Consider the following 12,979-nt stretch of genomic DNA (forward strand, 5'->3'; position numbering starts at 1 on the left):
CCTCATGCCCGCGAGTCAGCCGTGCCGCCGCCAGAACCGGAATCCAGCGATATCTCCCTCGAGATCGTAGGAAGCCGCCACCCACGGCGCCAAGCCCGCGAAATGCGAGTCGTCCGGTTCGCACGCGACCGCGATGCCGCAGGACGTCGGAGATTCGACGATGAGCGCGGGTGGCGTGCCCTCGATCTCGGCGAGGTACTGGGCCGACAGGCCACCGAAGCCCTGCTCGACGGGGAGGGTGTAGGTGATCGAGGTGGGAGACACTCTCCCGGAGGCGGCGAGAACCCAGGTCTCGGCGCCGTGCACCAGGACACGATCATCGGGTCGTGTCTCCGCCTGGACACGCTGCACGATCTCCGCTTGATACGAGCCCGCGACGAAAACGCCCGATCCGACGGTCGTGCGCAGTCCCTGAACCGCCACTGCCCCCGATCCGGAGACGATCACGACGAGCGTCGCCGCCACGACCACCACCCGAATCCGCCGAGCACCCGCGGCGAGCGGCGGGACACGACGCTCGACGACCCGACCGCCGGCGACCACCCCGGCCACCGCGATCCCGGCGAACGTCACGACGAGGTAATGCGGGTAGGGCCGACCGGATGCCAACTGGGAGAGGGTGTCGGCGGCACCGACCGTCAGGAGCAGAGCGACGACGACCATCTCCGCGCGAGGGACCACGCCCCGGAACGTCATGATCCCCGCCCACAGACCGAGCATCCCCGCGGCCCCCAGAACGACGGAGCTGGAGAGGAGCAGCTGTGCGAGCGTGGCGAAACCGTCGATGCGTTCGTCGAGCGCGGCTCCCCCGGCGTAGAAGAGGTTGTAGGCCACGTACTGTTCGACCCCGGCCCGAAGCGCGTGACCCGACAGGAGCCACAGGATCAGGGCGGCACCCGTGACACCCACCACCCCCGCGACGGCGAGAGCGAAGATCCCTCGCCTGCGCAGCAGGATGAGGCCCGCCAGCGCGAGGACCGCAAGACCGAGGGCGTTGTTCAGTTCGGGTGAACAACGCCACGGAGAGCGCCAGGCCCACGATCCCGCCGAGGAACGCGATGGTCCGCCCCGGGGCCGCACGGCCGTACCTCAGGGCGACGTCCGCTGCCAGGGTGTAGGCGACCAGCTGGAAGGGAAAGAGCCACGTCTCCGTGAAGTTCCCGCCTTCGAAGACCGCAAGGTAGGCGACTCCGACCAGGCCGATGGCGACGGGAGCCCACCCGCCGATCCACCGCGCCCAGAGCACACCGGCGACGGCGAGTCCGACGAAGAGCACGAGGGCCTCGAGCAGCGGCGCTCCGAGTATCCCGCCGCCGAGACGCCACGCGGCGGCCTCCAGGACCGCAAGGAGAGGACCCTTGTGATCCCAGGAGTCGACGTAGGGCATTCCGCCGCGCGATACGACCATCCCGGTATAGAGAAAGACACCCGAGTCACGCGCGAGGTGTCCGGAGACGGCGACCGGTACGAAGGCAGCGAGGCTCACCGCGAGCGCGGATGCCACGGTGGCGGGTATGGCCCAGGATCGCGGGCCGCTCACGCCACCGGCTCCCACGGAAAGCCAACCCGCACGTCAGCCCCCCACGGTGTGGTCGCGCCGCGGGAAGCGGTTGGACAGAGAACGCCCACCAACGATGTCCACCCTCCACAATTCGGCGAGCGAGGCTCCGGCGAACCTCACGAGCCGTGCCGGCGGCATCCAACGCCGCGCGCGCCCTGTCCCCCACATCGTGCCCTGCGCGTCGACTCCGCGTCGAGGGATGCTCGCGACGGGGACGTAGCGCACCCGGAAGTGCCGGCGAGCCTCTGCAACGGAGAAGTGCACGTGCGGGATGAGCGCGTCGGCGGGCACACCCTCGATGAGCTCTCGGAGAGCCTGAGGGTGGTAGGCGCGCAAGGGCGTGTTCACATCGGGCACGGACCGTCCGCACACCAGCAGCACGAGGAGTCTCACCAGGGCGCTCAGACTCCGCCGGAACCAGGGGTCGGTCCGGCCCCGCCGCACGCCGTGCACGACGTCGGCTTCGGCTTCGTCGAGTGCGAGGGCGACGCGGACGACGTCCTCGCCGAAGAACTGACCGTCGCCGTCGACATGCACGATCACCTCCGCACCGTGCGCGAGGCCGGCGGCATAGGCGGCGAGCGCCGTCGGACCGTGCCCTCGATTGCGCGGCGATCGAACGACCCGGGCGAATGGGGCAGCGGCGGCGGCCGTATCGTCCGTCGACGCATCGTCGACGACGATGATCGTGACCTTCAGGGCGTGAGCGGCGAAGGAGGATCGCACCTCCGACAGGAACACGGGGAGGGCGGCGGCCTCGTTGAAAGCCGGGAGCACGACGGCGACCTGACCGCGTGTCTGCACCATGGCATCCCCACTCCCGCCGGACGGACCTCACCCGGTTTCTCCCCCGAACCTGTAGCGTATGTCACTCATGGAACTGAGCCGAGAACTGCGACGAGCGGGCGCCCTCTCGGCACGCTTTCTGATCGTCGGCGCCGTGAGCACGGCGATCGAGATCGCCGCGTTCAACCTCCTCCTGCTCGCCGGCGTCGGGCCGGTGGCCGCCAAGATCGCCGCCTCCCTGATCGCCCTGGTCAACGCCTATTTCGGGAACCGAGAGTGGGCGTTTCGTTCGCGTGCGCGGCCGGGGAGAATCCGGGAGGTCACGGGGTTCCTCCTCGTCAACGGCGCCTGCACGGCACTCGGCGCCGCCGCCGTATGGCTGGGGGCGTGGGCGTGGGCCGCGCTCTTCGGTCACGTGGGCCCGACCGGCTTGAACGTCGTCAACCTCCTCGCGATCGCCGGCATCACCGTCGTGCGGTTCGCGCTCTATCACTTCGTGGTGTTCCCGCGAGAGCGGACGCCCCGCCCCGACGAATTCGCCTCCGATAGGCTCGGCGGGTGAAGACCGTCGCCCGAGTCCTCGGGACCCTGTCGCTGCTCGCCGCTCTGGCCTCGCTCGCCGTGCAGGCCGTGGTCGTGGCGCGGCTGTGGACGGCGTACGTCGAGACGTTCCCGCTCCGCACCACTCTCGGGATCAGCGCCGCGGGTGCGGCACTCGGTCTCGCCCTCGCCGTCGCCGCGGTCTTTGCGCGACGCAGGTCGCTGGGCGTTCTCCCCGTCATCAGCGGCCTGTTGAACCTGGGCCTGTTGGCCGGGTACGGCTACCTCTTCCTCGTCCTCTGACGGACCGAGGACTCAGCCGCAGGGCGTCTCCACGACGGTGGTGTTCACCGGGTTGACCAAGGGCGTGTGCACGATCGAGGGAACGGGGCCGTCCTCCGCGGTCCCCTGGAACCGCACCGCCAACGTGTGCACCACCTGCGGCGGATTCACGACCCACATGCGCCCGACAGGGCGACCCAGGTGCTCCCCGGTGGTGATCGACACGTCCACGCCATCGAGAGCCGCGCCCACGAACGTCGAGCCGGTCGGCCCGTAGAACTGCAGATCCGTGCCGATGGTGCCCTTGGCGTAGTGATTCGCCCCGTTGACGTAGCGTCCCAGGGAGTCCGACGTCGCCTGGTCGAGACCGTTCACGAAGGTGACCACCGTCGTGTAGGTGGGCAGGGACGAGCACCTGTCGACCTCCACCTCCGCCGACATCCAGGTGTAATAGCTGAGCTTCCCCTCGGTCAGGTCGTTGACGAACACCCCCAGGGTGGGATCACCACCCGCGTCCGTTTCCGGCAAAGGGCCCAACAGGCGCGACCCGGCGAATCCCGCTTCGACCTCGGGGTCGAACGAGTGGAAGAGAACGCGGTTCTCGTCGACCGCGCGCACGAGCGCCGCGGCGAACGCCGTCGGCGAGAAGTCGCCGGAGGACACGGCATCGAAGACCTTCACCGCAGCGGAGGCGAAGAACGCGTCCTGATCCGCATTCAGCGGATAGCGGGCGTACACATCACTGAGCAGCACGCGCACGGCATCCGATGAGGTGAGCGAATCACCGGTTGCCAACGTGATCGGACCGGTGGCTTCGAGGATGTAGGAAAGCGTCACCGGGTCGATCGAGATCACACCATCCACCGGGGTCCCGTACGACTGCGCCCAGAATTCTTTCGCCAGCTGGGCCGACAGCGCGAAGTCGGGGGTCGAGGTGATGTCCTGCGAATAGCGGCCGACTTTGTCGTCGTAAAGTTTCACGACCTCCGGGTCGAGCGGAACGATCGGCTCGGCTCGGTCGTTCTTGAAGTCGCGGCTGGTCGCCTGGTCGACGATCTCCATCTTTCCGTTTTCGAAGCGGAGCCGGACGATGGAAGCCGGAATGCCGCCCGTGCCCCGGGCCTCCGCGTTGTTCTGGACGAGCAACAAGTAGTACTTCGGCCCGTCCTGCCCCATCATCGACGGCAGGACGGGCAGGATCTCGTTCGCGCGATCGAGGGCGGGATGAAGGGCCTCGACCACTCCCGCGAGTTGCGTCAACGGACCGCGAAGCGCAGTCGGGGTCGCACTGAGATCGACGTCCGCGAGCGCACCCGCCGCGGATCCGCTCGCGGCGGCGGCGGTGGAAATGGGCCCGGAGAGACCGGCGAGCGCCGCGACGTCGAACGAACCGCCCCGGGGGCGCAGAAGCGACGGGTCCATGTCGGAGAGGACCGGAAGGACCCCCTCGGCGAGATCATCGACGGCGACGGCCGTCTGGCGCACCGCGTGCAGGGTCGACCCCACGAAGGGAGCCTGCTCTGCCGCCTGCCACACCCACGTGTCGACGGCCCCCCGAGCGGTCGAGGCGTGCTGTTGCAACTGCTGCACGCTGGCGTCGAGTTCGGTGCGGTCCTCGTCGCCGAACTGGTTCTGCAGTTTCCCGACCAGTGGCTGCGCTGCGCGCAATTCTTTCTGTGCGATGAAACCGCCGACGCCGATCGCCACGACCATCGCGACGAATGCTGCGCCGACGACCCCGAGGGCACTCCAGGCCACCACGACGGCGGTCCGGCGGGCGGAAAAAGATCGCGACATGGGATTCCCCTCACGCCGGGAGTCGGGAACGGCGTCCGCGCGAAACCGATAGCTGCGCGCAGACGGGTATGCTACCGAACTCAGGGGGACGGTCTGCTGAGTGCTTCGGCACGAATCGGGCTAGGCGGCATTGGTCTCTCGTACGGAGATTCCTGACACGAGGAGACGCGTGGGAAAGAACCACACGCCTACCGTGGCCATCATCGGCACGCGCGGTTACCCGAGTTACTACGGAGGGTTCGAGACCGCCGTGCGGAAACTGTCGCCCTACCTGGTCGACCACGGTTGGAACGTCACCGTCTACGGTCGCCCCGGAGCGACGGACCCCGACGACGTCGACAGGGATCCCCGCGTGGAGGCCCGGACGACCCGGGGAATCGAGTCCAAGGCGCTGAGCACCCTGTCCTACGGTCTCACGTCCACTCTGGATGCCATGCGTCGGCGTCCCGACGTCGCCCTCATCATGAACGTGGCGAACGGCTTCTGGCTCCCTCTGCTGCGGATGCGCGGCATTCCGACGGTCGTGAACGTCGACGGGCTCGAGTGGGAACGTGAGAAGTGGAGCGCCCTGGGCAAGGCCGTCTTCCGCGCCGGCGCTCGGGTCACGGCGCGGTGGTCCACCGAGCGTGTCGTCGATGCCCGCACGATCGGGGACGCGTGGGAGAGCAAGTTCGGGGTCGGCGGCACCTTCATCCCGTACGGCGCAGACGTCCCCCCGCCCCTCCCCGTCGAACCGGGCTTCACGCATCGCGGCTACGCCCTCCTGGTCGCGCGCTTCGTTCCCGAGAACACCGTGGGCCCGTTCTTCGACGCGGCAGAACGTCTGGCCGCGACACACGACGTGATCGTGGTCGGATCCTCGGGCTACGGCGGCGACCTCGACGATCGGGCAGCCGAACTGGGCAAGAGTCTCCCCCGCTTCCACTGGTTCGGACACGTGCACGACGACAACCGTCTGCATTCGCTCTGGCAGCACGCGGGCGCGTACTTCCACGGCCACAGCGTCGGCGGCACCAACCCGGCTCTCGTCCAGGCCATGGCCGCCGGCGCCCCCATCGTCGCGCGCGACACCGTTCACAGCCGCGAGGTGCTGGGCGCCGAGGCCGGGGCGTTCACGGGGCCGACGCCCATCGAGATCGAGGGCGCGCTCCGGAGCCTCCTGGAGAGCCCCGAGCGGCAGCAGCAGCTGAGCGATGCGGCCGTCCGACGCGCGCGCGAGGCATACTCCTGGGAGCGCGTCAACGCGGCGTACGAGCGGCTCCTACGGTCGTACGTGAACGGAGCGGATGACGAGATGCCCGACCACGCACCCCAGGAACAGGACCGCTGACCGTGGGCATCGTCGACAAGATCATCGCCGAGCAGCGCGAACGCCTGCGCGAGGCCGGCAGCGATCGGTGGCGGATCGTCAGCGCACAGCTGGCCGCGAAGGTCGCGCCGATGGCCCTGCGCGGAGCCCTCCTCGCTCCCCGGTTGGGGTCCGTGCGAGGGATGCCGCTGATCGGGCGCGGAGTACGCATCCGCAACGCCCACCTCATCCACACCGGAAAGGATCTCGTCGTCGAGGACTTCGCCGAGATCCAGGGGCTGAGCCGCGACGGCATCCGATTCGGCGATGGCGTGTCGATCGGCTCGGGTACGCTCATCCGCCCCAGCAGCTACTACTCGCGCGCGATCGGCGTGGGCCTGGTCATGGGGAATGGGAGCAGCCTGTCGCCGGGCTGCTACATCGGGTGCTCCGGCGGCGTGACGATCGGGGACAAGTCGATGCTCGGCCCCGGGGTCCGGCTCTTCGCCGAAGACCACGTGATGAGCGATCCGACCGTCGACGTGAAGTCCCAGGGCGTGGAGTGGTCGCCCATCACCATCGGCGCGGGCTGCTGGATCGCCAGCGGAGTGACGATCACCTCGGGCGTGACGATCGGGGACGGTGCCGTTGTCGCCGCCGGCGCCGTCGTGACGAGGGACGTCCCCGCTGGTGCCGTCTGGGGCGGGATCCCGGCCCGCGAATTGAAGTCGCGAGCGCCCGAGTGAGCCGGCGCCGATTCATCGTCCTCCACCCGTCCGACGAGATGTACGGTGCCGACCGCGTGCTCCTGGAAGTCTTGCGCGCGGCCCCGAACGGACTCGATCTCGAGGTCTGGTTGCCCACGGATGTCGATTACCCGCAACGCGAACTCTCGGGTGCACTGAAAGAGATCGGTGTCCGTGTCCGACACCTCGGGCTCCCCATCATGCGACGCGCCTATCTCCGGCCCGCCCGGCTCCCCGGGCTCGCGTGGCGAGCACTCACCACGGGCGTTCGGCTGCTGGCCGCCCGCCCGGCTCTCGTCTACTTGAACACGGCGGCGACCGCTCTCGCCGCCCCCGCCGCACGACTCTCCGGTGGGCGCGTGGTCCTGCACTTGCACGAGCACATCGACGAGCGGTCGCGCGCCGTCACGCCGTTCCTGCGGTTCCCCCACCGGATCATCGCCGTCAGCGCCGCGGTCGCAGACGTCCTGCCCGCCTCTTTGAGGCAGCGCACGAGGGTCATCTACAACGGGTTCGACGCCGCTCCGCCCGCCGCCCTGCCGTCCTTCGCGGACGGCATCCGTCTGGTGATCGCCAGCCGCTGGAACGCGTGGAAGGGCCATCGGGTCCTGCTGCGCGCCTGGGGCGCCGCGCACCGGGACGACCTGCGCCTGGAGATCCTGGGCGATCGACCACCCAGCGGCGAAGCCGTCGACGTCCCTGCTCTCGTCGCGGGCTCGCCCCGCCGCGACAGCATCACCGTCGTCGGACCGACCTCGGACGTGCGGGCGCACCTCGACGCCGCTCACGTCGTCGTGGTGCCGAGCATCCTCCCCGACCCTCTCCCCACGATCGCCATCGAAGCGCTCGGGGCGGGGCGCGCCGTGCTGGCGAGCGATACGGGCGGGCTCCGGGAGATCGTCGGAGACAGCCCGTTGCTCGTCACGGCAGGCGACGAATCCGCCTGGACCGACGCGCTGGATCGCCTCGACGCCGAGGTCATCCGCGCCGCCGCGCTCACAGCCCGTGCGCGATTCGAGCGCCTCTTCGCTCGCGACACCTTCGCTGCACGTATCCGGGAAGAACTCTGGACCCAGGAGATCCCACGATGACCCTGACGGCCTTCAGCCAGCCGACGTTGACACGGCGCACGCGCCTCGTGACCCTCGTTCTCATCGCGGCCGTCGTGGTCAGTTCGTTCCTGGGCCGCTACGACGCGGAGATCCTCGGCTTCCGGGTCCGTATCGAGCAAGTCCTCCCGCTCGTGCTCACCGCCTGGATGCTGGTGCACCCGGTGTTGCGTCGATCGTTCCTTCGGGCGGCTCGACACCCGGTGCCGGTGGTGTTCACCGCCTTCATCGCATGGAACCTCGTCTCCACGCTGCTCTTCTCGCCGAGCCTCACGTGGAGCGTGTCGATCCTGGTGTGGCTCCTCATCGATCTCCTTCTCCTGGTGTCGATGATGACGCTCGACGTCGGCGCGGAGTTCGCCGGTCGATGGGGGCGCTGGTCGGTCACCCCGTGGGCGCTCATCGGGTTCGCGGCGTTCGCCGTGGCCAACCTGTCGCGGGGCGCCTTCACCCTCGGCACCGACTTCGACTGGTTGTACGAGGTCTACGTCGCGCGGCTCACCGCCATCGAGGCGAACATCTACGCCTCGATCCTGGTGTTCTGGACCCTCCTGGCCATCACGCGCCGCGGCATCGGGCGATGGGAGGTCGCCGGCATCGCCATCGCCGTCCCTCTCGGACTCGTGGCCTCACAGACTCGGACGTCCGTGTTCAGCCTGCTCCTGGGTCTCGGTGTCTTCGCCGTCTTCACCCTCTGCGCGCAACGATCGTCGTGGCGCGCGCGGATCCGACGAGTGGCGCCCGCCGCCGTCCTCGCGGCCACGCTGATCGTGACGTACGGCATCACCGCCGCTCTGGGCAACGCGCAGCCCGCAGACCGCACCCTCCCGGCCCCCTCCAGCTCGTCGGCACCGGTCGAGTCCTCGCCTTCCGCGGATGCCACCACTGGGGCATCGCCCGCCCCGGAGGCGACGCGGATCCCGGACCCGACCGACCCCGAGCAGCAGAACAAGATCGGCGATGTCGATCTGCGGGGTGGCACCATCGGATTCCGTGTCACGGTGGCCGAACTCGCTGCGCAGGAGATGAACGGCATCCATCTCTGGCTCGGCAACGGAACCAACACCTTCGGGCTGCGTCACGACCAGCCCGGCACGCCCGGCGTCAGCGGACACATCATCATGCTGCCCGTCCAGGTGCTCTACGACGCGGGCATTCTCGGGCTCGCGCTGCTCGTCGCGCTCTTCGTGATGGTGTTCCTGAAGGTCCCGCGCGAGCGGCGGGCGGTTGCCGCCGGGCTTCTCACCGCGTATCTGCTGTCCGCGACGCTGACGAGCATGTTCTGGTTCGCGGTCACGTGGATCCTGTTCGCCGTGCTCCTTCGCCCCGCCACCGAAGACGATCGTGACCGCGAGCACGCCTGACGCACCGCGACCGCATCGCGCCCGCAACGTCGCCCTGCTCACAGGAGTCTCCGCGCTGTCGGCGGTGTCGCCACTCCTCGCGCTGCCGCTGCTCACTCGCGCGGCGGGCCCGGCCGGCTTCGCGGAGATCGCCATCGGGCAGGCGCTCGGAACCCTCGCCGCCACCATCATCACTTTCGGCTGGGCCGTTCGAGGTCCGGTCGAAGCCGCACGGTCCTCTCACCCCGCGCGGGTGTTCCGCGCGAGCATCGCCGTGCGCGGCGCGAACAGTCTCGTGGTGCTGCCCGTCGTCGCCGTCGTCGCCGCCGTGGCCAGCCATGCGCAGGACCACTCGCTCGCTGTGCTCTCCGCGCTCGCGTTCTCCCTCCAGGGACTGACGATGAGCTGGTACGCGGTCGGGGTGGGCCGGCCGACGCTGGCTCTGGTGTTCGACGCCATCCCGCGCATCGTCCTCAACCTGGTCGGCGCCGTAACGGCGCTCGTGACGGGGGAGCCGCTGCTCTACCCCGTGATCCTCCTCGTCGGAACGGTGGTCGCGACGTTCCTCGCCACCGGGGCCATCGGCCTGCGGGAGCGATTCACGGCCCGGTCTCTGCTCACGGATGCCGGCGCGGCCTACCGCGCAGGATGGCGCACGGCGCTGACCGCGACCCTCCTGACCTTCTCGGAGACGGCGCCCCAATCGACCCTCGCCATCGCCGCGTCGCCGGCCGCCGTCGGATTCGCCCCGTTCGACCGGATACTGAAGTACGGCTACATCGGCGTCTACATGGTCTCGGGATCGTTCCAGGGGTGGGTGTCCTCCGCGACGGGCGACCTCGCCCATCGCAGGATGCGCCGAGCCGTCGGCATCCACGCCGGACTCGCACTCCTGCTGGGGGTGGCCTTCGCGACCGTCGTGCCATGGGCCACGCCCGTGGTCCTCGGGCCCGGATTCGTCATCGCGCCCCTCACCGCTGTGTTCGGCGGGGTCGCCCTCGCCGCCATGACCGTGGGCACGGCCCTCGGGGTGTGCGTCGTCCTGCCTTCCGGGCGAGACGGCGCGTATCTCGCCGCGGTGGTCGTTGCGGCCGCGCTCGTCGTGCCCGCGGTTCTCACGGGATCAGCGCTCGGCGGCGTGACCGGCGCGGCCGCCGGAGTGGCCATCGTGCAGCTCTCGGCTCTCGCGACGGTCGCCACAGCGGCAGTACCGGTCTTGCGCGGGCAGTGACAACCCGCGCGTCGGGCGAGGGCGGATCGGATCGCCGAGTCAGGCCAGCAGCGTCCCCACCACCGACAGGACGACCCACACACCGGCGAACACGATCGACGCGAGAAGTGCGCCCCACAGGCGCTGCGACAGGGCGGTGAGGAGCCCGAGCCCCAGGCCCAGAGCGACCGGCAGGGCGAGCGGCATACCGCTGACGTCACCCGCGAAGACCACCGGTACGACGATGAAACCGACCGCGGTCGACAGCCCCGCGCCGATTCTCGCGACGACGGGTCCATACCGTCGCGACAACGTCGCCACGGCCGCGGGGAACACCAGACCCGCGGCGAACAACGCCAGGAACGCGCTGCACAGGATCGGAGCGATGACTCCCAGCGCCAGCCACCGCGGGGAGAGCGCGGCGTAGGCCGGCCAGCCGGTGGATCCGGCGAACGCCCCGGCGACGAACGGCAACAACATGCCCAGCACGAGGCCCCACAGGACATCGAGAGCGCGCAGGGCGAGCAGCCCCGGGATCCGTGTGCGCGAGATCAGCGCCCCCGCTGTCGCACCCAGGAGAACGGATGCCACGGCCCCGCCGACACTCTTCCCCAGGGCGCCACCGAACGCGACCGAGGCGAGGAATCCCACGAGCGTCGCCACGACGAGCGAACCGGCCGCCACCGCCAACCACACCCACGCGGCAGAGGTCCTGTCGGACCGCCCGCGACGGGCACGAGCATCGGACGAAGCGGCAGCGGCCCGCACGTCCTCGGGTGCGGTGCTCTCGTCGGCATCCGCGCCCGGTACTGGCGGATCGGCGTCCGCGACAGAGGCGAGAGACGTCGTGTTCGACGCGGCGCGCTCCGCGCGGAGGGAGCGGCGACTGCGCTCCCCGGGGGCAGTGTCCATGGGTTCAGCTTACGGGGCGGCGACGGGCGCCTCGAGAGGGCCGCGCCCGGGGCTCCCGCCGCTCGTACGTCGCGGGGAACGACGAAGGGCCGGGCCCGAAGGCCCGGCCCTTGCCGGTCAGTCCGAAGAGGACTTACTTGAGGATCTTGGTGACGGTACCGGCACCGACGGTGCGGCCACCCTCACGGATCGCGTAGCCGAGGCCCTCTTCCATGGCGATCGGCTGGATGAGCTCGACCGACATCTCGGTGGTGTCACCGGGCATGACCATCTCGGTGCCCTCGGGCAGCGTGATGACGCCGGTCACGTCCGTGGTACGGAAGTAGAACTGCGGGCGGTAGTTCGTGAAGAACGGGTTGTGACGGCCGCCCTCCTCCTTGGACAGGATGTACGCCGTGCCCTCGAAGTTGGTGTGCGGGGTGACCGAACCGGGCTTGACGACGACCTGGCCGCGCTCGACGTCGTCACGCTTGGTGCCGCGGAGGAGCAGACCACAGTTCTCGCCGGCCCAGGCCTCGTCGAGCTGCTTGTGGAACATCTCGATACCCGTGACCGTGGTCTTCTGCGTCGGGCGGATGCCGACGATCTCGACCTCGGAGTTGATCGCGAGGGTACCGCGCTCGGCGCGACCCGTGACGACCGTTCCACGACCGGTGATGGTGAAGACGTCCTCGATGGGCATGAGGAACGGCTTGTCCTTGTCACGCACCGGGTCGGGGATGGACTCGTCGACGGCGTTCATGAGCTCGACGATCGACTCGACCCACTGCTCGTCGCCCTCGAGAGCCTTGAGGCCCGAGACGCGGACGACGGGGGCGTTGTCGCCGTCGAAGTCCTGCGAGGAGAGGAGCTCGCGAACCTCGAGCTCGACGAGCTCCAGGATCTCCTCGTCGTCGACCATGTCGGCCTTGTTCAGCGCGACGAGCAGGTAGGGGACGCCGACCTGCTTGGCGAGCAGAACGTGCTCACGCGTCTGGGCCATCGGGCCGTCGGTCGCCGCGACCACGAGGATCGCGCCGTCCATCTGAGCAGCACCGGTGATCATGTTCTTGATGTAGTCGGCGTGACCGGGCGCGTCGACGTGAGCGTAGTGACGCTTGGGGGTCTCGTACTCGACGTGCGAGATGTTGATGGTGATACCGCGCTGGCGCTCTTCCGGCGCCGAGTCGATCGACGCGAAGTCACGCTGGACGTTGGTGGCCGACGGGTACTTGTCGGCGAGCACCTTCGAGATGGCAGCGGTGAGCGTGGTCTTGCCGTGGTCGACGTGACCGATCGTTCCGATGTTCACGTGCGGCTTGGTCCGCTCGAACTTGGCCTTAGCCACTGGGTCCTCCTCAGGACGTTCATGCAGAGTGACGGGCGCTGGATTGCGACCGGTTCTCTACGGGGATGGTTCTCAGGT

The 12,979-nt window shown here is 69.3% G+C and carries 12 protein-coding genes; 7 read left to right on the plus strand and 5 right to left on the minus strand.

The genetic code is table 11. The features are described from left to right. Positions 1 to 15: 15 nt before the first annotated feature. Both RKD05_RS03400 and RKD05_RS03405 read right to left on the minus strand, forming a co-directional pair. The gene (locus RKD05_RS03400) at positions 16 to 1,080 is read right to left on the minus strand and encodes a hypothetical protein (protein ID WP_424708014.1); all 1,065 of its coding nucleotides are present in this window, start codon (positions 1,078 to 1,080) and stop codon (positions 16 to 18) included. Positions 1,081 to 1,573: 493 nt separating this feature from the next. After that, positions 1,574 to 2,368 (minus strand): glycosyltransferase, encoded by a 795-nt coding sequence (locus RKD05_RS03405; RefSeq protein ID WP_424708016.1) that lies wholly within the window; start codon positions 2,366 to 2,368, stop codon positions 1,574 to 1,576. A 67-nt stretch (positions 2,369 to 2,435) separates the two neighbouring features. Here RKD05_RS03405 and RKD05_RS03410 point away from each other — a divergent pair, with 67 nt between their 5' ends. Together RKD05_RS03410 and RKD05_RS03415 are read left to right on the plus strand one after the other, a co-directional pair. Beyond that, entirely contained in the window at positions 2,436 to 2,909 is a 474-nt protein-coding gene (locus RKD05_RS03410) for a GtrA family protein (protein ID WP_424708017.1), read from the plus strand. Continuing rightward, a complete protein-coding gene (locus RKD05_RS03415; protein ID WP_424708018.1) occupies positions 2,906 to 3,190 on the plus strand; it encodes a hypothetical protein in 285 nt (94 codons plus the stop codon). The genes RKD05_RS03410 and RKD05_RS03415 overlap by 4 nt, the downstream gene beginning before the upstream one ends. 12 nt (positions 3,191 to 3,202) lie before the next feature. On the opposite strand, the gene RKD05_RS03420 is transcribed toward RKD05_RS03415, so the two are convergent. Then, the gene (locus RKD05_RS03420) at positions 3,203 to 4,966 is read right to left on the minus strand and encodes a DUF4012 domain-containing protein (RefSeq protein ID WP_424708019.1); all 1,764 of its coding nucleotides are present in this window, start codon (positions 4,964 to 4,966) and stop codon (positions 3,203 to 3,205) included. A gap of 169 nt (positions 4,967 to 5,135) precedes the next feature. Here RKD05_RS03420 and RKD05_RS03425 point away from each other — a divergent pair, with 169 nt between their 5' ends. Genes RKD05_RS03425 through RKD05_RS03445 form a run of 5 tightly spaced genes read left to right on the plus strand, consistent with a single transcriptional unit; the run spans position 5,136 to position 10,683 of the window. After that, a complete protein-coding gene (locus tag RKD05_RS03425) occupies positions 5,136 to 6,296 on the plus strand; it encodes a glycosyltransferase (RefSeq protein ID WP_424708021.1) in 1,161 nt (386 codons plus the stop codon). A gap of 2 nt (positions 6,297 to 6,298) precedes the next feature. After that, the gene (locus RKD05_RS03430) at positions 6,299 to 7,000 is read left to right on the plus strand and encodes an acyltransferase (RefSeq protein WP_424708023.1); all 702 of its coding nucleotides are present in this window, start codon (positions 6,299 to 6,301) and stop codon (positions 6,998 to 7,000) included. After that, the gene (locus RKD05_RS03435; protein ID WP_424708024.1) at positions 6,997 to 8,091 is read left to right on the plus strand and encodes a glycosyltransferase family 4 protein; all 1,095 of its coding nucleotides are present in this window, start codon (positions 6,997 to 6,999) and stop codon (positions 8,089 to 8,091) included. Before RKD05_RS03430 ends, RKD05_RS03435 begins: the two co-directional genes overlap by 4 nt. Continuing rightward, on the plus strand, positions 8,088 to 9,473 hold the full coding sequence (locus RKD05_RS03440; RefSeq protein WP_424708026.1) for an O-antigen ligase family protein: 1,386 nt from the start codon (positions 8,088 to 8,090) through the stop codon (positions 9,471 to 9,473). The genes RKD05_RS03435 and RKD05_RS03440 overlap by 4 nt, the downstream gene beginning before the upstream one ends. Further along, positions 9,454 to 10,683 (plus strand): hypothetical protein, encoded by a 1,230-nt coding sequence (locus RKD05_RS03445; RefSeq protein WP_424708027.1) that lies wholly within the window; start codon positions 9,454 to 9,456, stop codon positions 10,681 to 10,683. The genes RKD05_RS03440 and RKD05_RS03445 overlap by 20 nt, the downstream gene beginning before the upstream one ends. A gap of 39 nt (positions 10,684 to 10,722) precedes the next feature. Here RKD05_RS03445 and RKD05_RS03450 read toward each other — a convergent pair whose 3' ends face one another. Beyond that, entirely contained in the window at positions 10,723 to 11,574 is an 852-nt protein-coding gene (locus RKD05_RS03450) for a hypothetical protein (RefSeq protein WP_424708028.1), read from the minus strand. A 133-nt stretch (positions 11,575 to 11,707) separates the two neighbouring features. After that, positions 11,708 to 12,901, minus strand: coding sequence for an elongation factor Tu (gene tuf / locus RKD05_RS03455; protein WP_022878282.1), 1,194 nt, complete (start codon positions 12,899 to 12,901; stop codon positions 11,708 to 11,710). Between the last annotated feature and the right edge of the window lie 78 nt (positions 12,902 to 12,979).

Origin of the sequence: Microbacterium sp. SLBN-111, assembly GCF_049739645.1 — a bacterium.
GTDB lineage: Bacteria > Actinomycetota > Actinomycetes > Actinomycetales > Microbacteriaceae > Microbacterium.

Coding starts and splice junctions, on each gene's coding strand:
- RKD05_RS03405 (WP_424708016.1), bottom strand. CDS start 2,368: ATGGTGCAGACACGCGGTCAGGTCGCCGTCGTGCTCCCGGCTTTCAAC.
- RKD05_RS03410 (WP_424708017.1), top strand. CDS start 2,436: ATGGAACTGAGCCGAGAACTGCGACGAGCGGGCGCCCTCTCGGCACGC.
- RKD05_RS03420 (WP_424708019.1), bottom strand. CDS start 4,966: ATGTCGCGATCTTTTTCCGCCCGCCGGACCGCCGTCGTGGTGGCCTGG.
- RKD05_RS03440 (WP_424708026.1), top strand. CDS start 8,088: ATGACCCTGACGGCCTTCAGCCAGCCGACGTTGACACGGCGCACGCGC.
- RKD05_RS03450 (WP_424708028.1), bottom strand. CDS start 11,574: ATGGACACTGCCCCCGGGGAGCGCAGTCGCCGCTCCCTCCGCGCGGAG.